This is a genomic window from Pararhodobacter sp. (assembly GCF_034676075.1).
GTDB lineage: Bacteria > Pseudomonadota > Alphaproteobacteria > Rhodobacterales > Rhodobacteraceae > Pararhodobacter.
Map to the genome: position 1 here is coordinate 1 of NZ_JAUCCQ010000015.1, position 21,805 is coordinate 21,805.

Annotated in this window: 30 protein-coding genes; 18 read left to right on the forward strand and 12 right to left on the reverse strand. The window is 68.3% G+C overall.

What is annotated here, in order from left to right; genetic code table 11:
* The coding region (locus tag VDQ18_RS07305; RefSeq protein ID WP_323020317.1) for an alpha/beta hydrolase at positions 1-326 on the forward strand (326 nt) is incomplete at its 5' end.
* Positions 327-486: 160 nt separating this feature from the next.
* Here VDQ18_RS07305 and VDQ18_RS07310 read toward each other — a convergent pair.
* The 3 genes from VDQ18_RS07310 to sseA are packed head-to-tail and all read right to left on the reverse strand — an operon-like array spanning position 487 to position 3,095.
* The gene (locus VDQ18_RS07310; RefSeq protein WP_323020318.1) at positions 487-1,665 is read right to left on the reverse strand and encodes an amino acid aminotransferase; all 1,179 of its coding nucleotides are present in this window, start codon (positions 1,663-1,665) and stop codon (positions 487-489) included.
* Positions 1,666-1,675: 10 nt separating this feature from the next.
* Entirely contained in the window at positions 1,676-2,242 is a 567-nt protein-coding gene (locus VDQ18_RS07315) for a GNAT family N-acetyltransferase (RefSeq protein WP_323020319.1), read from the reverse strand.
* A gap of 1 nt (position 2,243) precedes the next feature.
* Positions 2,244-3,095 (reverse strand): 3-mercaptopyruvate sulfurtransferase, encoded by an 852-nt coding sequence (gene sseA, locus VDQ18_RS07320; RefSeq protein ID WP_323020320.1) that lies wholly within the window; start codon positions 3,093-3,095, stop codon positions 2,244-2,246.
* A 148-nt stretch (positions 3,096-3,243) separates the two neighbouring features.
* On the opposite strand from sseA, the gene zapE reads away from it, so the two are divergent.
* A complete protein-coding gene (gene zapE, locus VDQ18_RS07325) occupies positions 3,244-4,326 on the forward strand; it encodes a cell division protein ZapE (protein ID WP_323020321.1) in 1,083 nt (360 codons plus the stop codon).
* Here the strand turns inward: zapE and VDQ18_RS07330 are convergent.
* Both VDQ18_RS07330 and VDQ18_RS07335 read right to left on the reverse strand, forming a co-directional pair.
* Positions 4,323-4,508, reverse strand: a complete 186-nt coding sequence (locus VDQ18_RS07330; RefSeq protein ID WP_323020322.1) for a hypothetical protein — start codon at positions 4,506-4,508, stop codon at positions 4,323-4,325. The genes zapE and VDQ18_RS07330 overlap by 4 nt on opposite strands.
* 58 nt (positions 4,509-4,566) lie before the next feature.
* Positions 4,567-5,454 (reverse strand): epimerase, encoded by an 888-nt coding sequence (locus VDQ18_RS07335; RefSeq protein ID WP_323020323.1) that lies wholly within the window; start codon positions 5,452-5,454, stop codon positions 4,567-4,569.
* A gap of 87 nt (positions 5,455-5,541) precedes the next feature.
* On the opposite strand from VDQ18_RS07335, the gene VDQ18_RS07340 reads away from it, so the two are divergent.
* Entirely contained in the window at positions 5,542-6,453 is a 912-nt protein-coding gene (locus tag VDQ18_RS07340) for a LysR family transcriptional regulator (protein ID WP_323020324.1), read from the forward strand.
* Here VDQ18_RS07340 and VDQ18_RS07345 read toward each other — a convergent pair.
* A complete protein-coding gene (locus VDQ18_RS07345; protein WP_323020325.1) occupies positions 6,434-6,814 on the reverse strand; it encodes a hypothetical protein in 381 nt (126 codons plus the stop codon). The genes VDQ18_RS07340 and VDQ18_RS07345 overlap by 20 nt on opposite strands.
* Complete coding sequence (locus tag VDQ18_RS07350; RefSeq protein WP_323020326.1) at positions 6,811-7,203, reverse strand: hypothetical protein; 393 nt, start codon at positions 7,201-7,203, stop codon at positions 6,811-6,813. The genes VDQ18_RS07345 and VDQ18_RS07350 overlap by 4 nt, the downstream gene beginning before the upstream one ends.
* Before the next feature lie 141 nt (positions 7,204-7,344).
* Between VDQ18_RS07350 and leuB the strand changes: the two genes are divergently transcribed.
* Entirely contained in the window at positions 7,345-8,451 is a 1,107-nt protein-coding gene (gene leuB / locus VDQ18_RS07355; RefSeq protein WP_323020327.1) for a 3-isopropylmalate dehydrogenase, read from the forward strand.
* 41 nt (positions 8,452-8,492) lie between these two features.
* Here leuB and VDQ18_RS07360 read toward each other — a convergent pair whose 3' ends face one another.
* Entirely contained in the window at positions 8,493-9,062 is a 570-nt protein-coding gene (locus VDQ18_RS07360) for a TetR/AcrR family transcriptional regulator (protein WP_323020328.1), read from the reverse strand.
* Between the two features lie 54 nt (positions 9,063-9,116).
* Here VDQ18_RS07360 and VDQ18_RS07365 point away from each other — a divergent pair, with 54 nt between their 5' ends.
* From VDQ18_RS07365 to VDQ18_RS07380, 4 genes are all read left to right on the forward strand, one after another.
* On the forward strand, positions 9,117-9,560 hold the full coding sequence (locus VDQ18_RS07365) for a VOC family protein (protein ID WP_323020329.1): 444 nt from the start codon (positions 9,117-9,119) through the stop codon (positions 9,558-9,560).
* The gene (locus tag VDQ18_RS07370) at positions 9,557-9,871 is read left to right on the forward strand and encodes an MmcQ/YjbR family DNA-binding protein (protein ID WP_323020330.1); all 315 of its coding nucleotides are present in this window, start codon (positions 9,557-9,559) and stop codon (positions 9,869-9,871) included. The genes VDQ18_RS07365 and VDQ18_RS07370 overlap by 4 nt, the downstream gene beginning before the upstream one ends.
* Before the next feature lie 68 nt (positions 9,872-9,939).
* A complete protein-coding gene (locus tag VDQ18_RS07375) occupies positions 9,940-10,377 on the forward strand; it encodes an SgcJ/EcaC family oxidoreductase (protein ID WP_323020331.1) in 438 nt (145 codons plus the stop codon).
* A gap of 305 nt (positions 10,378-10,682) precedes the next feature.
* On the forward strand, positions 10,683-11,057 hold the full coding sequence (locus tag VDQ18_RS07380; RefSeq protein WP_323020332.1) for a hypothetical protein: 375 nt from the start codon (positions 10,683-10,685) through the stop codon (positions 11,055-11,057).
* 85 nt (positions 11,058-11,142) lie between these two features.
* Here VDQ18_RS07380 and VDQ18_RS07385 read toward each other — a convergent pair whose 3' ends face one another.
* Positions 11,143-12,321, reverse strand: coding sequence for an acetyl-CoA C-acyltransferase (locus VDQ18_RS07385; RefSeq protein WP_323020333.1), 1,179 nt, complete (start codon positions 12,319-12,321; stop codon positions 11,143-11,145).
* Positions 12,322-12,404: 83 nt separating this feature from the next.
* Here VDQ18_RS07385 and VDQ18_RS07390 point away from each other — a divergent pair, with 83 nt between their 5' ends.
* Both VDQ18_RS07390 and VDQ18_RS07395 read left to right on the forward strand, forming a co-directional pair.
* The gene (locus tag VDQ18_RS07390; protein ID WP_416235091.1) at positions 12,405-12,740 is read left to right on the forward strand and encodes an STAS domain-containing protein; all 336 of its coding nucleotides are present in this window, start codon (positions 12,405-12,407) and stop codon (positions 12,738-12,740) included.
* 43 nt (positions 12,741-12,783) lie between these two features.
* Positions 12,784-13,281, forward strand: coding sequence for an ATP-binding protein (locus VDQ18_RS07395; RefSeq protein WP_323020335.1), 498 nt, complete (start codon positions 12,784-12,786; stop codon positions 13,279-13,281).
* Between the two features lie 308 nt (positions 13,282-13,589).
* Here the strand turns inward: VDQ18_RS07395 and hspQ are convergent, their stop codons facing one another.
* On the reverse strand, positions 13,590-13,916 hold the full coding sequence (gene hspQ, locus VDQ18_RS07400) for a heat shock protein HspQ (protein ID WP_107751391.1): 327 nt from the start codon (positions 13,914-13,916) through the stop codon (positions 13,590-13,592).
* 251 nt (positions 13,917-14,167) lie between these two features.
* Here hspQ and VDQ18_RS07405 point away from each other — a divergent pair, with 251 nt between their 5' ends.
* A complete protein-coding gene (locus tag VDQ18_RS07405) occupies positions 14,168-14,761 on the forward strand; it encodes a lytic transglycosylase (RefSeq protein ID WP_323020336.1) in 594 nt (197 codons plus the stop codon).
* Here VDQ18_RS07405 and VDQ18_RS07410 read toward each other — a convergent pair.
* Positions 14,758-15,375 carry an outer membrane lipoprotein carrier protein LolA gene (locus tag VDQ18_RS07410; protein WP_323020337.1) on the reverse strand — a complete coding sequence of 206 codons (618 nt, stop codon included), beginning with the start codon at positions 15,373-15,375 and terminating at the stop codon, positions 14,758-14,760. The two genes, VDQ18_RS07405 and VDQ18_RS07410, sit on opposite strands and share 4 nt — an antisense overlap.
* Before the next feature lie 139 nt (positions 15,376-15,514).
* On the opposite strand from VDQ18_RS07410, the gene VDQ18_RS07415 reads away from it, so the two are divergent.
* Positions 15,515-16,717, forward strand: coding sequence for a GTP-binding protein (locus VDQ18_RS07415; protein ID WP_323020338.1), 1,203 nt, complete (start codon positions 15,515-15,517; stop codon positions 16,715-16,717).
* A complete protein-coding gene (locus tag VDQ18_RS07420) occupies positions 16,710-17,009 on the forward strand; it encodes a DUF6525 family protein (RefSeq protein WP_323020339.1) in 300 nt (99 codons plus the stop codon). The genes VDQ18_RS07415 and VDQ18_RS07420 overlap by 8 nt, the downstream gene beginning before the upstream one ends.
* 18 nt (positions 17,010-17,027) lie before the next feature.
* On the opposite strand, the gene VDQ18_RS07425 is transcribed toward VDQ18_RS07420, so the two are convergent.
* Positions 17,028-17,681, reverse strand: coding sequence for a peroxiredoxin (locus VDQ18_RS07425; protein ID WP_323020340.1), 654 nt, complete (start codon positions 17,679-17,681; stop codon positions 17,028-17,030).
* Positions 17,682-17,916: 235 nt separating this feature from the next.
* Here VDQ18_RS07425 and VDQ18_RS07430 point away from each other — a divergent pair, with 235 nt between their 5' ends.
* The 5 genes from VDQ18_RS07430 to VDQ18_RS07450 all read left to right on the forward strand — a co-directional run bounded on the left by VDQ18_RS07430 (position 17,917) and on the right by VDQ18_RS07450 (position 21,764).
* Complete coding sequence (locus VDQ18_RS07430; protein WP_323020341.1) at positions 17,917-18,582, forward strand: hypothetical protein; 666 nt, start codon at positions 17,917-17,919, stop codon at positions 18,580-18,582.
* 81 nt (positions 18,583-18,663) lie between these two features.
* Positions 18,664-20,109, forward strand: a complete 1,446-nt coding sequence (locus tag VDQ18_RS07435; RefSeq protein WP_323020342.1) for an aldehyde dehydrogenase family protein — start codon at positions 18,664-18,666, stop codon at positions 20,107-20,109.
* Entirely contained in the window at positions 20,102-20,554 is a 453-nt protein-coding gene (locus VDQ18_RS07440) for a hypothetical protein (protein ID WP_323020343.1), read from the forward strand. Before VDQ18_RS07435 ends, VDQ18_RS07440 begins: the two co-directional genes overlap by 8 nt.
* A gap of 16 nt (positions 20,555-20,570) precedes the next feature.
* Complete coding sequence (locus tag VDQ18_RS07445) at positions 20,571-20,954, forward strand: histidine triad nucleotide-binding protein (protein ID WP_323020344.1); 384 nt, start codon at positions 20,571-20,573, stop codon at positions 20,952-20,954.
* Positions 20,955-21,068: 114 nt separating this feature from the next.
* Positions 21,069-21,764 (forward strand): haloacid dehalogenase type II, encoded by a 696-nt coding sequence (locus VDQ18_RS07450; RefSeq protein WP_323020345.1) that lies wholly within the window; start codon positions 21,069-21,071, stop codon positions 21,762-21,764.
* Positions 21,765-21,805 lie beyond the last annotated feature (41 nt).

Sequence of the window (21,805 nt, forward strand, 5' to 3'; positions counted from 1 at the left end):
TCGCCCAGGGCATGTTCGCCCGCCCCGAAACCGTGCAACCCGGGATCGAGGCCGGGATCCGCCGCCAGGACCCCGAGGCCATGGCGCACTTCTGGGAATCGCTGGTGGCGGTGGACCTGAGGGAGGCGATCCCGGCGCTGGACCTGCCGCTTCTGGCAATCCATGGCGCCGAGAGCCGGGTCTACGCGCCCGAGACCGGGGCCTGGATCGCTCGGGCGGCCCCGCGGGGTTCGGTCACAGTGCTGAAGGGATGCGGCCATGCGCCGAACCTGGAAGACCCGGACAGGACCGCGGCAGCGATCCGCGATTTCGCCGGTCTCGCCTGAGGCACGGTGGCTCCAGAAGGGCGTATTTTCGGCAGAATGAAGAGGTGCGGGCAATTTGAGTCAAATTGTCCTTCTTTGCGCTGCAAATATCCTCGGGGGGTGAGGCCGCAGGCCGAGGGGGGCAGAAGGCCCCCCTGCGTCGCTGCCGCCCGAGGCGCCGTCAGAGGATTGCGGCGATGCCCCTGGCGACCAACGGAATGCTCTCCTCGGTCAGGCCCGCCATGTTCAGCCGCCCGCCGCCGACGATATAGACGCCGTATTCCTCTCGCAGGCGCTCGATCTGGGCATCGTCCCCGCCCAGCAGCGAGAACATGCCGCGCTGGTCGGCAAGGAAGCCGAAACGGTCCGAGCCGCTGGCGTCGCGCAGCGCCTCGGCCAGCAGGCGCCGCAGCCGGTTCATGCGGTCGCGCATCTCGGTCAGTTCCGCTTCCCAATCGGCCCGCAGCGCCGGATCCTCCAGGATCATCGTCACCACCCTTGCACCGTGGTCGGGCGGGAAGCTGATCGCCTGGCGGTTCAGCACCTCCAGATTTCCCTGCACCGTGGCGCGCTCGCCCTCGGGGGCGATGACCAGGCAGCAGCCGGTCCGCTCGCGGTAGAGCCCGAAGTTCTTCGAGGTCGAGGCGGCGACGATCATCCGCTCGACCCGCGCCGCCAGATGGCGCAGGCCCGCCGCATCGGCATCGAGCCCGTCGCCGAAGCCCTGATAGGCGATGTCGATGAAGGGCAGCACGCCTTTCTCGGCGCAGAAATCGGCAAGTCGCGCCCAATCCTCGGCGTTCAGATCCGCGCCGGTCGGGTTGTGGCAGCAGCCATGCACCAGCACCACATCGCCCGCCTGCGCCCCGGCCAGATCGGCCCACATGCCGGCGCGATCCACCACGCCATTCTCGGCGTCATAATAGCGGTAGGTCTTGAACGAGAGGCCCGCGGCCTTGGTCAGGGCGAAATGGTTGGGCCAGGTCGGTTGCGAGATCCAGATCGTGGCATGCGGATGCGCCTTGGCCACCAGATCGAGCCCCAGCCGCACCGCCGCCGTGCCGCCGGTCGCGGCGCTGCCCGCCAGACGCGAGGCGGGCACGCTGTCGCCCAGCACCAGCCCGGCCATCGCCGCGCGGAAGGCGGGATCGCCCGAGAGCGTGGTATAGGTCTTGGTTTCCTGCGTCTCGACCAGCCGCCGCTCGGCCGCCTTGACCGCGCGCATCACCGGCGTGTTGCCCTGCGCATCCTTGTAGACACCGAGGCCGAGGTCGACCTTGGCGCTGCGCGGATCCTCGCGGTAGAGGGTCATCACCTTGAGGATCGGGTCGCCCGGCGGGGGGGTGAGCGTCTGGAACATGGCAGGATCCTCAGGTCAGGGGTTGCGTGGCGGTGAAATCCTGCACCAGTTTGCGCGATTTCACCTCGGTCCGCACCGGCGAAAAGCCAGTACGCTGGTATTGCTGCAGGGCGCGGGGATGGTCCAGCGTGCAGGTGTTGACGGTGACTTTCCGGGTCTCCGGCCGCTCCCAGGCGGTCAGCACCGCGGTCTTCAGCAGCCAGGATCCCAGCCCGGTCCCCACCGCCTGCGGCACCAGCCCGAAATAGGCCAGATCGCAGACCCCGGCCTCGGTCCCGTCGAGCATGAAGAAACCCTGCGGCCAGCCGCGCGACATCAGGGTGTAGAGCGCGACCTCGGGGTGCTGGATCCAGGCCTCGACCTCGGCCCGGGGGCGGGCGTGCTGGTCGGTCCAGGCATAGTCGCGCCCGACGGCATCATAGAGCGACAGGAACCACCAGACCGGCGGCGCATCGGCGCGGACCAGCAACCCTTCGCGCCCCAGGGGCAGCGGCGGCCAGCCGAAGCCCGGCCGCTTGGTCATTTCCAGCCAGGTGACGCGGTAGTCGATCGACTGGCCGGCCCGGTACAGCGTCATCTCAGCCCTTCTCGACCTTCAGGTCGGGGTACATGCCCCATTCCGCCCAGGACCCGTCGTAAAGCGCGTGCTGGCGGTTGCCGAGGATCTCCAGCGCGAGCGACAGCACCGCCGCCGTGACCCCCGACCCGCAGGAGGTGATGACCGGGCGGGCGATGTCGATGCCCGCGGCTTCGAAGGCGGCGCGGAGCCCGGCTTCGTCCTTCATCGTGTTGTCGGGATTGAGCAGCGTCAGGAACGGCACGCTCTTCGCGCCCGGGATATGACCCGCGCGCAGCCCCGGGCGGGGTTCGGCCGCTTCGCCCCGGTACCGCTCGGCCGAGCGGGCATCGGCGATCTGCCAGTCGCCCAGTTTCGAGGCCGAGGCCACCTGGCTCACATCCTTCACCAGATGCGCCTGGCGCTGCACGGTGATGTGGCGGTCGCGGACCACGGGCGGCATGTCCTCCAGCGGGCGGCCCTCGGCCTTCCACTTCGGCAGGCCGCCGTCGAGCACCGCGACATCGGTCTTGCCCATCAGGCGGAAGGTCCACCAGACGCGGGGCGCCGACCAGATACCCTTGCTGTCATAGACCACGACCTGATGGCCGTCGCCCACGCCCATCGCCCGCATGCGGCTGATGAACTTCTCGGGCGGGGGCGCCATATGCGGCAGGGCCGAGCGCTGGTCGCTGATCTCGTCGATATCGAAGAACCGGGCGCCGGGGATATGCTCGGCCTCGTATTCCTCGCGGGCGTTGCGGCCCGAGTCGGCGAAATGCCACGAGGCGTCCAGAAGCCGCAGATCGGGATCGTTCAGATGCGCGGCCAGCCATTCGGTGGACACCAGCGTGCGCGGATCGTCGGTCGCCATCTCTCAACTCCCTTCCAGAACTGGCTACACCGTTACTTTTGCAGGGGAGCCGAGGCAAGGGCCGTTCGGCCGGATCGGCGGGCAAGAGCGGTCCGGGCGGCCGAAACAGGCGCTGGAACTGCGCGGCGCGGCGCGCTATCTGGGCCTGATGCGACAGACCCTGACCGAGATCTATGACGCCAAGGTGGAGGCAGGGGACCTGCACCCCGACGCCGCCCAGCGCGCCGTCCTGCCCGCGCTGGAGGAACGGCGCGCCTTTCTGGAACAGCCGGTGAAGAAGGGCCTGCTGGGCGGCTTCTTCCGCAAGGCGCCCGAGGGGTACAAGGGCCTCTACCTGTGGGGCGGGGTCGGGCGCGGCAAGTCGATGATCATGGATCTGTTCGAGAAATCCGTGGATATCGAGGCCAAGCGCCGGGTCCATTTCCATGCCTTCATGCAGGAAATCCACCACGGCATGCATGAGGCGCGCAAGACCGGCGTCGACGATGCGCTGGCCCCGGTGGCGAAGAAGGTGGCCGAGGATCTGCGGCTTCTGGCCTTCGACGAGATGCAGATCACCGACATCACCGATGCGATGATCGTGGGCCGCCTGTTCCAGATGTTGATGGAGGCGGGTGTCGTCATCGTCACCACCTCGAACCGGGTGCCCGAGGATCTGTACAAGAACGGGCTGAACCGGGCGCTGTTCCTGCCCTTCATCGACCTGATCCGCCAGAAGATGGACGTGATCGAGATGATCAGCGAGACGGATTACCGCCAGCACCGGCTGACCGGCCAGCAGGTCTATTTCACCCCGGCCGGGTCGGCGGCCCGGAGCGCCATCGACGCCCTCTGGGACGAGCTGACCGGCCATGACCGGGGCACGCCCCTGGTCCTGGCCGTGCAGGGTCGTCAGGTCGAGGTGCCGAGGCACCACAACGGGGTGGCCCGGGCCTCGTTCTGGGATCTCTGCGGGCGGCCGCTGGGCCCGGCGGATTACCTGTCGCTGGCGGAAAAGGTGCGGGTGCTGATCCTCGAGGATATCCCGATGCTGTCGGCGTCGAATTACAACGAGGCCAAGCGCTTCGTCACGCTGATCGACGCCTTGTACGAGGCGAAGGTGCGCCTGATCGCCAGCGCCGCGGACGAGCCCGAGCGGCTTTATGCCGAGGGTGCGGGCGCGTTCGAATTCGAACGCACGGCCAGCCGCCTGCGCGAGATGCAGGCGGCCGACTGGGGCAGCGACCTTTAGGCGCCGCCGCCGGTCTTCTCGATCCGGGAGAAGGCTTTCAGCTTGCCGTCGCCCTGCGTGCGCGGGCGCTGCTGCAAGGCCATCGTCGCCTTGCTGGGCATGTCGGCCTTGGCGGCGGCGGTAAACCTTTCCAGCCGCCCTTTCGAGGCACCGCGATCATGGTCGAGGGGATGCTTGGACATCAATCTCTCCTGTGTCGATGGCTCCGGTCCACGAGCCTAGCGCAGCCGCCCCCGCAAGTCACGCCGCAGGCGCGAAACCCTCGCGCCGCGCCAGCACGGCGCGCAGAACCTCGCTGAGCGGGGTCTGGCGGAAACCGGGCAGCAGCGCCTGCAGCCGGGCGCCGGACAGGCTGTGCGGCGTGTCGTAAAGGTAGCGCATCTCGCCCAGTTCGCGCCCCAGCTCCCAGACCGGCGCGGCCAGGCGGATCATCCACCACGGGAAATGGCCCAGCTTCAGCCTGCGCCCGGTCAGCGCCTGCAGTTCCTGCATCAACTCCCGCGTGGTGAAGGTATGGCCCGGGAAAGGCACGTCATTGAACGCGGGCAGATCGGCGCGCATCGCCGCCAGCTGGACCCCGGCGCGCGCCATATCCGGCAGATAGGCATAGGCATGGGGCGCGTCGGGATCGCCCATCGTGCTGACCACGCCTTTGTCGAAGCGGCGCAGAAAGGCGATGTCCATCAGCGAATCCGCGCTGCCCGGGTCGATGAAATCGCCTGCGCGCAGGATGATAACCTGCACCCCCTCGGCCGCGGCGGCCTTGTAGCGAGCCTCGACCTCGGACCGGATGCGGCCCTTGCGGGACACCGGCCGGTGCGGCGTCGTCTCGTCCCAGGGGCCGGGCTGGGTGCCGAAGACATAGACGTTGCCGGGAAACAGGATCGTCGCGCCCGAGGCTTTGGCGGCGGCCAGAACCTCGGTGGTGATGGCGGGCAGCAGCCGGTCCCAGGCGTGGTAATTGGGCGGGTTCAACCCGTTGACGATCACGTCGCAGCCCTGCGCCGCGGCGGCCATGTCGGTGCCGCGGGTGAAGGCCCGGGTCTGCCAGCCAGCGTCCTGGAAGGCCTTGGTGAAATGGCGGCCGATCTTGCCACGGGCGCCGAGGATCAGGGCGGTCTGGGTCATGGGGTGTCTCCTTCGTCCCTGCCGATATGCACGCCCGGGGCGCTCAATGAAATTGCATGGCACTGCATATACTGTATTCAAGGATGAATGGATACGCTGCATTCCCTCGACTGGTCGCTGGTTCAGGCCTTCCTCGCCGTGGCCGAGACCGGCAGCCTGTCCGCCGCCGCCCGCGAGCTGGGCCGCAGCCAGCCGACCCTCGGCCGCCAGATCCGGGCCATGGAGGCGCAGCTGGGCGCCGACCTCTTCCACCGCCAGCCCCGGGGCCTGGCCCTGACCGAGACCGGCAATGCCCTGCTCTCGCCCGCCCGGGCGATGCGCGAGGCGGCGAATGCCATGACGCTGGCCGCCGCCGGGCGCGAGGAACGGCTGGAAGGCAGTGTGCGCCTGACCGCCTCGGTCGCCGTGTCGGTCTTCCACCTGCCGCGCATCCTGACCGCGATCCGCCGGGCCGAGCCGCGGATCGCGCTGGAACTCGTGCCCTCGGACCGTTCGTCCAACCTGCTGTATCGCGAGGCCGATATCGCCATCCGCATGTACCGACCGACGCAGCAGGATCTGGTGACCCGGCATCTGGGCGACACGGCCATCGGCGTCTTCGCCTCGCGCGAGTATGCCCAGCGCCGCGGTCTGCCCCGGGGCGTGGCCGAGGTCGCCGGGCACGACCTGATCGGCCAGGACCGCGAGACGCAATTGCTGGACGGGATGCAGGCGCTGGGCCTGTCGGCAACCCGCGACTGGTTCGCGCTGCGCTGCGACGATGTGGCGACCAGCTGGCAATTGATCCGGGCGGGGGCCGGGATCGGCTTCATCCAGCGCAGCCTCGGCCAGCGCGACCCCGATCTGGTGGAGATCGACCTGGGCGTGAGCCTGCCCACCCTGCCGGTCTGGCTGACCGCGCACGAGGCCATGCGCCGGACACCGCGCATCCGCCGGGTCTGGGACCTGCTGGCCGAGGCGCTGGTCCCGGCAATGGACCTCAGTCGCGGATCAGGCTGAGCGAGCCGCCCCAGAAGACCAGCATGTCGAGAAGGGGCGCGATCCGCGGCACCTCGGCGGCGCAGAAGCCGGGCTTTTCCAGCGCCGCGACAACGGGCGCATAGACCCGGTCCAGCGCCGCACCATCCAGCGCCATCCGCGCGACCAGCGCATCCTCGGCCCCGGCCAGCAGCAGGAAGGGCGCTGCCGTCTGGGTCTGGCCGGGACAATTGCCCTGCGCCACCCTGGCATGGGCGATCATCCGCAACAGATGACCCGCCTCGCCCTCAGGCAGCGCGGGGATGGCGGGCGGGGCGACGACGGCTTCCTGCGCGTTGGCCGGAAAGGCGAGCAGCGCCAGCAGCAGACCCCGGGCAATCACTCGATCGGCGTCGCGTCGAGCGATCCGCCCCAGGCGATCAGCCGCCGGATCAGGGGCTGCACCCGGGGCATTTCGCGCACGCAGGTCTCAGGCTTGTCCAGCATGTCGAAGGCCGGGTGATAGAACCGGTCGTCATAGGCGTTGGCATCAAGGCCCAGGCTCTCGGCGATCAGATCGGCGGTTCCGGTCAGAAGCGCCCATTCGGCAATGTCGTCGTTGCCTCCCGGGCAATTGCTCTGCACCACATTGGCGACGACCAGCTGCATGAGCAGATGCTCCTGCTCGCCCTGGGTCATCGGCGGCAAAGTCGGCAGGGGGACGGTAACCCCACCGTCGGCCTGGGCGGCACCGGCCGTCAGACACAGGGCGAGGACAAGGGAAAAGCGCATGGAAAGGACCTGCTGAAAAGGGATCAGACGGCAGAGTAGCACGGAGTCGGGGACGGAAAAGACACGAAAACCGGCGCGCGCTTGACCGCGCGGCAGAGGCAGGCTAGGCCGCTTGCGCATCCGTATTCACAGGAGTCCCCCGTGGCGAACCCCTCCATCCTGATCCTGGCCGGCGACGGCATCGGCCCCGAAGTCATGGGCGAAGTGAAGAAGATCATCGCCTGGTACGGTGACAAGCGCGGGCTTGCCTTCGACGTGAGCGAGGATCTGGTGGGCGGCTGCGCCTATGACGCGCATGGCACGCCCCTGACCGATGCGACCATGGCCAAGGCGCAGGAAGTCGACGCCGTGCTGCTGGGCGCCGTGGGCGGCCCGAAATACGACAGCCTGCCCTTCGCCGTGAAGCCCGAGCGCGGCCTCCTGCGCCTGCGCAAGGAGATGGACCTCTACGCCAACCTGCGCCCGGCCCAGTGCTTCGACGCGCTGGCCGATTTCAGCTCGCTGAAGAAGGACGTGGTGGCCGGGCTCGACATCATGATCGTGCGCGAGCTGACCTCGGGCGTCTATTTCGGCGAACCGCGCGGCGTCTTCACCGAGGGCAACGAGCGCGTCGGCATCAACACCCAGCGCTATACCGAGAGCGAGATCGCCCGCGTCGCGCGCTCGGCCTTCGAACTGGCCCGCAAGCGCGGCAACAAGGTCTGCTCGATGGAGAAGGCCAATGTGATGGAATCGGGCGTGCTGTGGCGTGAGGTCGTGCAGGAGATCCACGACAAGGAATACCCCGACGTGGAACTGAGCCACATGTACGCCGATGCCGGCGCCATGCAGCTGACCCGCTGGCCCAAGCAGTTCGACGTCATCGTCACCGACAACCTGTTCGGCGACCTGCTGTCGGATCTGGCGGCGATGCTGACCGGCTCGCTGGGCATGCTGCCCTCGGCCTCGCTGGGGGCGCCGATGGCCAACGGCCGTCCGAAGGCGCTGTACGAGCCGGTGCACGGCTCGGCCCCGGACATCGCGGGTCAGGGCAAGGCCAACCCGATCGCCTGCGTCCTGTCCTTCGCCATGGCGCTGCGCTATTCCTTCGATCAGGGGTCCGAGGCCGACCGGCTGGAGAAAGCCGTCGAGGCCGTGCTGGCCAAGGGTCTGCGCACCGCCGATCTGATGGGCCCCGAGGGCGGCACCCCGATCTCGACCGCCGCGATGGGCGACGCGATCATCGCCGCGCTGGACGCCAGCCTCTGAGACAACGCCTGTAGGATGGGCAATATTGCCCATCCTACGCCTCAGCCTTCCACCAGCCGCAGGGCCAGCGCCGTCAGCGAATCGGCGAAGTCGCGGTCCAGCGGCAGGTGCCCGGTCAGGAGCCGGTAGAAGAGCGGCCCGTAGATCATGTCGAGCATCGCCTCGATCTCGGCCTCCGCCACCCTCCCCTGCAACAACCCCCGCCCGGTCTCGCGGCTGGCCAGGATCACCTGGTTGCGAAAGGCCCGGCTGATCTCGCTTTCCGGGTCCGAGGCCGCCAGCGCCATCGCAATCTGCCGCCCTCGCGTGGCGGCGAAAGTCGCGACCAGCGCCCTGAGCTGCCCGCGCAGCCGCAGTGCCAGCGTGTCGCCGCGGGGTTCGGGATCCTCGGCATCCAGCATCAGCGCCGCCATCGCCAGTTCCAGCGCATGCGCCCAATGCCGGTAGAGCGTGGGCTTGCCCACGCCCGAGCGCTGCGCCACCGCATCCATGGTCAGGCGCCCCAGCCCCTCCTTGGTCAGGATGGCGCGCGCCGCTTCCAGCGCCTTGTCGCGGGCCTCGGTCGAGGGGGGGCGGCCGGGGCCGCGGCGGGAAACGGGTTGACGGGTCATATTACGAAACGTAACGTAACATAATTCGCCGTCAACCCCCAACCGGAGTCGCCGATGCCCGCCCTCCTGTCGCTCAGCCCCTATCTGGTTTGCCGCAATGCCGCCGCGGCACTCGAATTCTACCAGGCGGCCTTCGGCGCCGAGGAGATCTTCCGCATGACCGATCCCGCCGATGGCCGCATCGGCCATGCCGAGCTGCGGATCGCCGGCGCTTTGGTCATGATCGCCGACGAATACCCCGATTTCGGCACCATCAGCCCCGACACGCTGGGCGGCACCGCGGTGACCCTGCATCTGGCGACCGAGGATGCCGATGCCGCCACCGCCCGCGCCGAGGCCGCCGGCGCCCTGGTCCTGCGCCCGCCGGCCACCCAGAGTTTCGGCGAGCGCAGCGCCGTGCTGCTGGACCCGTTCGGTCATCGCTGGATGCTGTCGCAGACCGTCGAGGCGCTGACGCCCGAGGAGATGCAGCGCCGCTGGTCGGAACAGGGCGCGTGACCGGGGCCGAGTTCCGGGCGATGGCGCTGGCCCTCCCCGGCACCGGGGAGGTTCCGCATTTCGACCGGGCGGCGTTTCGGGTGCGGCGGATCTATGCCTCGCTGGCGGCGGACGGGCTGAGCGCCAATCTCAACCTCTCGCCTGAGGAACAGGCGCATTACGCGGCCCTCCTGCCCGGCCATATCAGGCCGGTCCCGAATGCCTGGGGCGCCCGGGGCTGGACCGAGGTGACGCTTCCGGGCCTCGGCCCTGACGCGCTGGAGGGCCCGCTGCGCGCGGCCTGGACCCGCGGATCGGCGCGCAGGCTCTAACCCGAATGGGTAAAGCGCCCGGGTCCCGGCGGGCGTAGACTGACCTCGCATTTCAACGAGGTTCTTTCATGCCCGCCCTGCAACCCCTGATCGTCGCCCTTGCCTTCTTCCTCACCCTGACCCCCGCCGCGGCGCAGGTCGCCACCCCGCGCGAGGCAGCCGACCGCATGGTCGCCGCCGTCGCCGCCCGGGATGCCGCCGCCGTCGCCGCGCTCTATGCGCCCGAGGCGATCGTCCTCGTCGCCTCGCAACCCGTCATCGCCGGACGCGAGGCGATCGGTCAGGCCTGGGCGCGCAATTTCGCCGGTGGCTATGCCGCCCTCTCCATCCTGCAGGCCCGCACCGACACCGGCAGCGACCGCGCCGCCATGGTCATCCTGTGGGAGGCGATGATCCAGCCGCAGGGTGCCGCGCCGCAGACGATCCGGGGCCGGTCGCTGCTCTATTTCACCCGCGCCGCGCAGGGCTGGCTGATCTCGGCCGACATGTCGCAAGTCCCGGGCTGAGATTTTTTGGCGGGCCGCCAAGACAGGCTGCCGACCTGCCCCGACGTCATGCCTGAGCCACCGGCGGGTCGCCGCGGCGCTGCCCGGCGGGTGCCGTTACGGCATTGTTACAAATCCGTCCGGAACGTTACGCATGTTAAAGGTTCAAGGCCCCTCACACGATTTTTTATCCGCATTTTTGCACAGTCTGCGGTCAATTTGGGCATATGTGTTACGGATTGATGACGCGGCACCGGAGACCTACTTCCAACTCGTGACCACAGACGATCACATGAACTCACAGACAGAACAGTAAGAGACCTGAAATGAACCGCGTTATCACCACCGCCGCCGTCGCCGCTTTCGCCGCTCTGGGCGCCGTCGCTGCCAATGCAGCCGACGTCAATGGCGCTGGCATCGTGACCCCGTCGACCGTCGCCGCGACGTCGTCCGCCCACGCCCTGCGCGCCGGCAACGTCTATTCCGCCCGTGATCTGGCGGACGCCGGCCTGAGCGCCACGGACCTCGTCCAATTCCAAGCCCCGGCGCAAGTCGAAGTCCGCACCGGTGACGTCTACTCGTCGCGCGACCTGAACGTCGCCGGCCTGAGCGCCAACGACCTGGTTGTCGTCAGCAACTACGCCGATCCGACGCGCAACCCGTCGACCAACGACCGTCGCAACCTGAGCGACGAACGCTGAACGCCTGCGACATCATTGGACTACCCCTCACGACGCGCGCCCTCCCCGGCGCGCGTCGAAATGTTTTGAGGCCCGGCGCCTGACCTCAGGGCCGTTCGATGGCGATGGCCGTGCCCTCGCCGCCGCCGATGCAGATCGCGGCGATGCCCCGCTTCAGGCCCCGGTTCTCCAGCGCGTGCAGCAGCGTCACGATGATCCGCGCCCCCGAGGCGCCGATCGGATGGCCCAGCGCGCAGGCGCCGCCGTTCACGTTCATCTTCTCGCGCGGGATCCCCATCTCGCGCATGAAGGCCATGGGCACCACGGCGAAGGCCTCGTTGACCTCCCACAGATCCACATCCTCGACCGACCAGCCCAGCCGGTCCAGCAGCTTGCGGGCGGCCGGGACCGGGGCGGTGGTGAACCAGCCGGGCGCCTGGGCGTGGCTGGCATGGCCGCGGACGATGGCCCGGATCGGTGCGCCCGTCTCCTCGGCCCGGGCGCGCGAGGCCAGAACCAGCGCCGCCGCCCCGTCCGAGATCGAGGAGGAATTCGCCGCCGTCACCGTGCCGTCCTTGCGGAAGGCGGGCTTCAGCGTCGGGATCTTCTCGGGCCGGGCATTGGCGGGCTGCTCATCGGCCGTGATCGTCACCTCGCCCATCGGCGTGTGCAGCGTGACCGCGGCGATTTCACCATCGAAGGCGCCATCGGCCTGCGCCGACAGCGCGTTGGTCAGCGAGGTCAGCGCATAATCGTCCTGCGCCTCGCGGGTGAACTGGAAATGCCCGGCGCAATCCTCGGCGAAGGTGCCCATCAGGCGGCCCCGGTCGTAGGCGTCTTCCAGCCCGTCGAGGAACATGTGGTCGATCACCTGCTGGTGGCCGATCCGCGCGCCCGCCCGCATCTTCGGCAGGAGATAGGGCGCTTCGGTCATGCTCTCCATGCCGCCCGCGACCATCAGCCCGGTCTGGCCCAGCGCGATCTGGTCATGGGCGATCATCGCCGCCTTCATCCCCGAGCCGCACATCTTGTTCAGCGTCGTCGCCGGCACTTCGGGGCCGAGACCCGCCTTGAACCCGGCCTGCCGCGCGGGCGCCTGCCCCTGACCGGCGGGCAGGACGCAGCCCATTAACAATTCCTCGACCCGCTCGGGCGGGGTGCCCGCGCTCTCCAGCGCCGCGGCGATTGCCACGCCGCCCAGTTCCGCCGCTGGCATCCCCTTGAAAATACCCTGGAAACCACCCATTGGGGTGCGCGCGGCACCAATGATGACGACCTCAGCCATCGGGCTCTCCCTTCGCACGTAAACCTTTCGGTAACGTTTAGCGCCTAGGCTGTTCGATGAACAAGACAATTGCGGAGGATGGAGTGGACATCGCCACGTCACGGGTCGGCCAGGCGCTGGTCGTCACCGTCATGGACAGTCGGATCGACGCCGCCGTGGCGATCGAATTCAAGGAGGCCGTGCGCACGGAAGCCGAGGCGCCGGGCAATCCTGTCATTCTGGACCTGTCCAATGTCACCTTCCTCGACAGCAGCGGGCTGGGCGCCGTGGTGGCGGTGATGAAGCTGCTGGGCGCCGAGCGTCGGCTGGAATTGTCGGGCCTGACCCCGCCGGTCGCCAAGGTTTTCCGCCTGACGCGCATGGACAGCGTCTTTACCATCCACTCAGAAGTCCCCGGCGCGTTGCGGGCCACCGGCTGATTCCGGGGGAGAGGATGACACAATGTCGGGCCGTGCTGTGAGCATGTCAGAATCCTCCGTCGGCGCCGCTTCCCGGCCCCGGACGGCGGCCGGACAGGATTGGGGCGACGCAAGCAGTCCTCGCCCCCTTTTCGAGCGTGGCTTTCTGGCCGCGGACAAGACGACGCGCGCCGTGCTGGCCGATCTGGTCGCCGACCTGTCGCTCGCCGGGCTTACGCCGGACGACCTGTCGAATGCCGAGCTGGTCCTGGCCGAAGTACTGAACAACATCGCCGAACACGCCTATGGCAAGGCCACGGGCCCGGTCGAGCTGCGGGTCGACCTGCTGCGCGCGGGTCTGGGTTGCACGATTTCCGATCAGGGCCGCTCGCTGCCCGCGGGCGTGGTGCCGGACCCGGAACTGCCGCTGATCGCCCCGCCCGATCACCTGCCCGAGGGCGGGTTCGGCTGGCACATCATCCGCTGCCTGACCGCCGATCTGCGCTATGCCCGGGACGGCGACTGGAACCGGCTGAGCCTACGCATCCCCTGGGCGGATTGAGGTCAGGCGGGCCGCACCGGGCAGGTTGAGACGCCTCTGCGTGCTTCGGATCGGACAAGCGGACGCCCGTTTCACTGGTGCCGGGACGGCCTCCGCTGGGCGGGACTGCCTGCAATGGGACTGGTGAAATCCTTCTGCCCGGACCTCTGCTCACCTGCTCACCAGCCCCTCGTCCGCGCAGCGCCACAGGCAAGGCGCCGTCCTCTGCGCCCCTTAGGGCTCCCTGCCCCCAAGCCGGAATCACCCATGGGGCGGCGCATACCGGTCGCAGGCATTCTCGGCCCGGGGCAATCGCGCGTGTCGGAAGATCAGTTCAGCTGCGCCTGCAGGGGATAGAAGCCATTCTCGAAATCGCCGAACAGATCCGGCAGATCGGGGTGGTCGATCGGCTCGCCCGTATCGTCCGCCACCAGATTCTGCTCCGAGACATAGGCCACGTAATAACTGTTATCGTTCTCGGCCAGCAGGTGGTAGAAGGGCTGATCCTTGGCGGGACGGCTGTCCTCGGGGATCGCGTCGTACCATTCCTGCGTATTGGCGAAGATCGCGTCCACATCGAAGACCACGCCGCGGAACGGGTGCTTACGGTGGCGGACCACCTGGCCGAGCCGGAATTTCGCGTGTGTCTTGAGCATGGAACGGTCCTTCACGCCGACCATCTAGCGTGAGTCGGCGGTTAACGTCCATAAGGCTCCGCGGGATGGCGGGGAAACAGTCTGTGAATCCTGTCCCAACAGTGGCGCAATTGTGGCAAGATTGTGGCGCCACAGCCTGATCGCCCCCTGATCACGGCCGGACACGCCCTCGTTACGGCATTTTCCCTGCAAGATCGTTTCAAAACGCGCCGAAATGCGTTACCAAGGGAAAAAAAGATCGAGGCAGTATCATGAGCAGCGTTCCCCGCCTTGCGGCGGCGGTTCTGGCATTGTCGGTCCTGGCCGCCTGCGGCGGGCGCGACCATGCACCCCCCCGCAACCTGGACGACGCCTGCGCGCTGGCGGCCGAGCGCCCCGCCTATCTGCGCGCCATGCGCGACACCGAACGTCGTTGGGACGTGCCGGTGCCGGTGCAGATGGCGATCATCCATGCCGAAAGCCGCTTCCGCGGCGATGCCCGCACCCCGCACCGCTACGCGCTGGGGGTTATCCCGATGGGGCGGCAATCCTCGGCCTATGGCTATAGCCAGGCGCTGGACGGCACCTGGGAGGAATACCAGAACGAGACGCGCAACCGCCGCGCCTCGCGCGATGACATCCGCGATGCGACCGATTTCATCGGCTGGTATTCGTCGCTCTCGGCGCAGCGCAACGGCATCCCTCCGACGGATGCGCGCAACCTCTACCTCGCCTATCACGAGGGGCATACGGGCTATGCCCGCGGCAGCTATCAGAACCAGGCCTGGCTTCTGCGCGTGGCCGACCGGGTGGCCGACCGCGCGGTGATGTACGATACCCAGCTCAGGTCCTGCGGGCGCCGTTAACGGTCTTGCGTCAGGCCCCGGCGGCCCAGCTCGGCATCGAGGCTGAAGAGCAGCGAGCCGAGCGAGACGCCGGTCCTGAGCGTGCCCAGAATCACCGTCGTCTCGCGCCCGGTGTCATCGGTGATGACCCATTGCCTCAGCTCGGTCGGGTTGGCACTGAACACCAGCCGGATGCTGCCGTATTCCGGATGCGCCGGATCCTGGGCCACGACCACCGTGGTCGGCCCGTCCTCGCCATGCTGCACGACCATGCGGTCGCGCTCCAGGTTGACGGTGTCGTCCAGGATCAGGTTCAGCGGCGTGCGCGACAGCGGATAGGTCGACGGCCCGGCATTCGAGCGCGCGTCGAAGATGTTCACCGCCCCGTTCGAGGCCAGCACCAGCGAGCGGTCGGGCGCATCGTATTCGAAGCGCACCCGCCCGGGGCGGTGGATCATCAGTCGCCCGGTCGAGATGGAGCCATCTGGATTCACCTGGGTGAAATCCGACTGCGCCGTGCGGAACGAGTTGAAATAGCGCGAAATCTCGGCCAGCGAGATCGGCGCGGCGAGGGCCGGCTTGGCAAGGGCGAGGCCGGCGAGGGCCAGCGAGGCAAGAAGGGTGCGTCGGTTCATGCCGATTAGATAGCGCAGCCCCTGCCATGCCGCAGCAGGGAAGTTGCTCACGGGTAAACACATCGGCGCGACGGCGCCCGTTGCCTTCGGTCGCCCGGCCTTGTATTGTTATGTTATCACATATCCAATGAGGCCCCGCATGTCCCCCGATCCCCGCCTGCCCGTGACGATCCTCTCGGGCTTTCTCGGCGCCGGCAAGACCACGCTCCTGAACCATGTCCTGAACAACCGCGACGGGCTGCGCGTGGCGGTCATCGTCAACGACATGTCCGAGGTGAACATCGACGCCGACCTGATCGCCGCCGGGGTCGACCTGCGGCACGGCGAGGAGCGGATGGTCGAGATGTCGAACGGCTGCATCTGCTGCACCCTGCGCGGCGATCTGCTGGCCGAGGTCCGGGCGCTGGCCGAGGAAGGCCGCTTCGACCATCTGCTGATCGAATCAACCGGCATCAGCGAGCCCCTGCCGGTCGCCGCCACCTTCGCCTTCCGCGACGAGGCGGGGCAGGCGCTGGACGATGTGGCGCGGCTGGACACGATGGTGACGGTGGTCGATGCGGTGAACCTGCCGGGCGATTTCGCCAGCCATGACGCGCTGGCCGACCGGGGCGAGACCTCGGGCGAGGGCGACGAGCGGCATCTGGTGCAGCTGTTGACCGAGCAGATCGAATTCGCCGATGTGATCGTGCTGAACAAGGTGACGGATGCGGGGCCCGCGCGGCTGGACGCCGCGCGCAAGATCGTGAAGGCGCTGAACCCCGATGCGCGGCTGATCGAGACGGACCGGGCGCAGGTTCCGGCGGCAGAAATCCTGGCCACCGGGCGCTTCGATTTCGACCGGGCGCAGGAGCATCCGCTCTGGGCCAAGGAGCTTTACGGTTTCGCCCAGCACGTGCCCGAGACCGAGGAATACGGCATCGCCAGTTTCGTCTACCGCGCCCGGGCGCCCTTTCACCCGCAGCGGCTGCATGCGGTGCTGAACGGCCCGCTGCCCGGGGTGATCCGCGCCAAGGGGCATTTCTGGATCGCCACGCGCCCGGCCTGGGTGGCCGAGTTCAGCCTGGCGGGCGCGCTGTCCTCGGTCACGCCGCTGGGCCTGTGGTGGGCCGCCGTCCCGCACGAGCGCTGGCCCGAAGATCCGCGGATGCAGGCCGAGATGGCCGAGCATTGGGTCGAGCCCTGGGGCGACCGGCGGCAGGAACTGGTCTTCATCGGCGCCGGGATGGACGAGGGGGCGATTCGCGCCGCGCTGGACGCGGCACTTGTCCCGGGCGCGCAGGAGCCGGGCGATGCGCTGGGCCTGCCCGACCCGTTCCCGCGCTGGGGCAAGGGCGATGCCTAACCTGCGCAGCGGCTTGCGGCGGCGGGCGGGCTCGATGCGGGCGCATGACGCGCTGCCGCCGCCGCTGCGCGCCTGGCTCTGCGCCGCCGCCCTGCCCTGGAGCCCGCGCTCGGCGCTGAAGCTCTGGACCCGGGCGCTGGCCGAAACCGGCGACCCGGCCGAGGCCCGCGCTCATCTGGACCGGGCCGAGGCGCGGACATTGGCGCGGGACGCCGGGCGCGTCTGGGGCCGGGATCATCCCGCCGCGCCCCCGGCAAAGGAAAACCCGCGCCGGGGGAACCGGCGCGGGTGAAAGCGGTGCTGGGCCGGATCAGACCGGCGCTTTGGTCTTGCGCAGATAGGGCAGCGGGATGTCCAGCTTGCCGAAACGCGCCTGCGCATCCTCGGTCGAGACCGACAGCGCCACGATCACGTCATCGCCGGGCTGCCAGTCAGCCGGGGTGGCGAAGGGCTTGCCATCGGTCTGACGGATCGCGTCGAGGCAGCGCAGGATCTCGTCGAAGTTGCGGCCCACCGACATCGGATAGATCAGCATCAGGCGGATCTTCTTGTCCGGCCCGATGATGAAGGTGGTGCGCACGGTGGCGGTGTCATTGGCGGTGCGGCCATCGGGCAGATAGGCCTCGGCCGGGAGCATGTCATAGAGCTTGGCGACAGTGAGCCCCTTGTCGGCGATGATCGGGAAGGTCATCTCGGCGCCGCCGTAGGTCTTCACGTCCGCCATCCACTTGTGGTGATCCTCGACCCCGTCGATCGAGACACCGGCCAGCTTGCAGCCGCGCTTGGCGAATTCGCCGGTCAGCTTGGCCGCGGCCGAGAATTCGGTGGTGCAGACCGGGGTGAAATCCTTGGGATGGCTGAAGAGAACGGCGTAATTGTCGCCGATGTACTCGTGCCAGTTGATCGTGCCCTGGGTCGATTCCGCGGTGAAATCGGGGGCGATGTCATTGATGCGCAGGCTCATGGATCATTCCCTTCGGTGAATGCTTGAATTCGAGATAAGGGTCCTCCCGGCAAAGAGAAGCCCCCATCCGGCGATTTCCGCCGATGGCGACATTCCGTCACGCAGCCCGGCCCCGGCGTCAACGGGAATTTTCTGGCCGGGCCATGGGCCGCCTGTCAGCACGCCGCCTTCCGCATTCACCATTCGTTAACCATCGGCGGGCGACAAGGGAGGATTGTTGGTGTGGGGAAAGGCCATGGTGCGTTTCCGGGTTCTCCTGGCGTTGGTGCTTGCGCTCTTGATCGGCGCCGGGGTGGCCCGGGCCGGACCCTGGCCGCGCGAACAGGGGCGCTTCTTCCTGTCCACCACCTCCACCCTGGGCGCGGCGAACGACTGGCGCCCGCAGCAGACCGAGTATTACGCCGAATACGGCCTGCGCCCGCGACTGACCATCGGCGCGGCGCTGTCGACAAGCTGGCGCGTCGATTACGCCGATCTCTTTCTGCGCTGGCACCCGCTGGACCTGCCGCAGGGGCTGGTCTTCGGCGTGACCTCGGGCGTGCGCTACGTGCCCTACAGCATCGCCCCCTATCAGCCCTTCGTCGCCGTCGAGGCTGGGCGTGGCATGGCGCTGGGCGAGGGCAACCTCTGGACCCAGGCGGGTGTCCGGCTCTATGCCGCCCGCGTCCCCTGGGGCACGGAACTGGCCACCGACTGGAGCAGCCAGGTCGGTTATGCCCGCGGCCGCTGGCTGGTCATGATGGGCGCCACGCATTTCCGCAGCCGCCAGGTCGCCATCACCCGCCTGCGCCCGGCCATCGGCCTGCGCCTGATGGACCGTTTCCGCCTGGTGGCCGAGGCGGTGATCCCGCCGGGCGGCCGGGTCGACGCGGTCCGCATCGGGCTCTGGTCCGAATTCTGAGGGCACCCGGCAGGGGCGGCTCCCCTTGCCCTCCCCGGGGGCAGGTGACAGGTTGTCGGGAAATTACCGGAGATTCCGCCAATGCTGGACAAACGCCGCTTCTACATCAACGGACACTGGGTGAACCCGGTCGCGGGCCGCGATCTGGAGGTCATCGACCCCTCGACCGAAGAGCCCTGCGCGGTGATCTCGCTGGGGGGTACGGCCGACAGCGACGCCGCCGTGGCCGCCGCCCGCGCCGCCCTGCCCGCCTTCATGGAAACCCCTCCCGCCGAACGCAAGGCGCTGGTCGAGCGGATCCTCGAGGTCTACAAACGCCGCAACGACGAGATGGGCGCTGCCATCAGCCTGGAAATGGGCGCACCCATCGACATGGCGAAATCGAGCCAGGCGACCTCGGGCACCTGGCATATCGAGAACTTCCTCCGCGCCTTCGACCAGATCGAGTTCGAAGCGCCGCTCAGCGAGCGCGCGCAGGAGGACCGGATCATCAAGGAAGCGGTCGGCGTCTGCGCGCTGATCACGCCCTGGAACTGGCCGATGAATCAGGTCACGCTGAAGGTGATCCCGGCGCTGCTGGCGGGCTGCACGATGGTGCTGAAACCCTCGGAAATCGCGCCGCTGTCGTCGATGCTGTTCGCCGAGATCCTCGATGAGGCGGGCGTGCCGCCCGGCGTCTTCAATCTTGTGAACGGCGACGGGCCGGGGGTCGGCACCGATCTGTCGGGGCACCCCGACGTCGACATGGTCAGCTTCACCGGCTCCACCCGCGCGGGCATCGCCATTTCCAAGAACGCGGCCGAGACGCTGAAACACATCCATCTGGAACTCGGCGGCAAGGGCGCGAACATCATCTTCGCCGATGCCGACGAGAAAGCTGTGATCCGCGGCGCCCGGCATTGCTTCAACAACACCGGGCAGTCCTGCAACGCGCCGACAAGGATGCTGGTCGAACGCTCGATCTATGACCAGGCGGTCGAGATCGCCGTCGCCACTGCCGAAAAGACCAAGGTCGGCTCGGCGCATGAGGCCGGCAATCACATCGGTCCGGTCGTCAGCCAGGCGCAATTCGACAAGATCCAGGGCCTGATCCAGAAGGGCATCGACGAAGGCGCCAAGCTGGTCGCCGGGGGTCTCGGCCGTCCGGACGGGCTGAACCGCGGGTTCTTCGTGCGGCCCACGGTCTTTGCCGATGTCACCAACGACATGACCATCGCCCGGGAAGAGATCTTCGGCCCGGTGCTGTCGATCATCCCCTTCGAGGACGAGGCCGACGCGCTGCGCATCGCCAATGACACGGTCTACGGCCTCACCAACTACGTCCAGTCGCAGGACGGCGCCAAGCGCAACCGGCTGGCCCGACGCCTGCGCTCGGGCATGGTCGAGATGAACGGCAAGTCGCGCGGCCGCGGTTCGCCCTTCGGCGGCATGAAGGCCTCCGGGCGCGGGCGCGAAGGCGGGGTCTGGGGGATCGAGGATTTCCTGGAAGTGAAAGCCGTCTCGGGCTGGTCGCCGGAAGATGCGTAAGCTCGCCGCCGCCCTGTTGCTGACCCTCGCCGCGACGGCAGCGGGCGCCTGGACCGAGCCGCCGCGCGGCTCGGCGCTCAGGGCGGATCTGATGGACGCGGCCCGCCCGCTGGCCGAGCGGGTGCTGGGCGCGCCGGTCGAATTCGTGGTCCACGACCTGCGCGTCGAGGGCGATGTCGCCTTCGCCGCGCTGACCGCCCAGCGGCCGGGCGGCGCGCCGATCGACATGCTCGCCACGCCCGGCTACCAGCGGGGCGAAATCGACCCCGAATTCATGGACGGCTCGACCCTGCAGGTGCTCTACCGCCGCTCGGGCCGCCAATGGGTGGCGGTCGAACACGCCATCGGCGCCACCGATGTCTGGTACGCCGACCCCGCCTATTGCCCGATCTGGGCCCCCGTCCTGCCCGGGAATTTCTGTCCCGGGTCGCAGCCGATGAAATGAGACCGGAGTAACCGCCGTGGCCTATACCTATGATACCAATAACATCTTTGCCAAGATCCTGCGCGGCGAGATTCCCTGCAACAAGCTGCTGGAAACCGAGCATTCGCTGGCCTTCCACGACATCCGCCCGCAGGCGCCGCATCATGTGCTGGTGATCCCGAAGGGCCCCTATGTGACCTTCGACCATTTCGCGCTGGAAGCCTCGGACGCCGAGAAGGCCGATTTCCTCACCGCCATCGGCACGGTCTGCAAGCAGCTGGGCGTGCAGCCGGGCGAGGGCGGCGCGGGCTATCGCGCCATCTCGAACGCCGGCAACGATGGCGTGCAGGAGGTGCCGCATCTGCATGTGCATATCCTGGGCGGAAGGGTGCTGGGCCGGATGCTGGAGCGCGCGGAGTAAGCGACGAAAAGGAAGAAGGGGGGCCGTCTGCCCCCCTCGCCTTCGGCTCACCCCCCGAGGATATTTGCAGCGCAAAGAAGCGGCGGGTCGGGGAGCGGTTTGGGAGGGGCTAGCATGAGCAAGAACCGGATCAGGGCCTGCGTCTTCGACGCCTATGGCACGCTCTTTGACGTGGGCGCGGCGGCGCGGATCGCGGCGGGCGAAGCGAGGGCCGAGGCCTGGGCGGCGCGCTGGCCCGAGATCGCCGCCGACTGGCGCCGCAAGCAGCTGGAATACACCTGGCTCAGGGCGGTGGCCGGGCATCATGCCGATTTCTGGCAGGTGACCCAGGACGGGCTCGACTGGGCGCTGGAAAAGGCGGGGCTGTCGGACCCCGCCCTGCGCGAGCGGCTGCTGGCGCTGTACTGGCAGCTGGCGGCATTCCCCGAGGTCCCGGCCATGCTGGCGGCGCTGGCCGGTCAGGGGCAGCGGCTGGCCATCCTGTCCAACGGCTCGCCGGGGATGCTGGAAGGGGCGGTCACCTCGGCCGGGCTGCAGGGCGTGTTCGAGGCGCTTTATTCGGTCGAAAGCGTCGGCGTCTTCAAGCCGCATGACCGGGTCTACGAGCTGGTCGGCGCCGGGCTGGGACTGGAGCCAGAGGAGGTGCTGTTCGTCTCGTCCAATGGCTGGGATGCCTGCGCCGGGGCGGCTTTCGGCTTCACCACCGCCTGGGTCAACCGCGACGGGGTGCCGATGGACCGGCTCTTCGGCAGGCCGCATCATGTGCTGGGCGATCTGGCCGCCCTGCCCGGGCTGCTGGCGGGCCTTTAACCTGTAAAGTTTTCACTGGCAGCAAGGCCGGACGGGCCCTA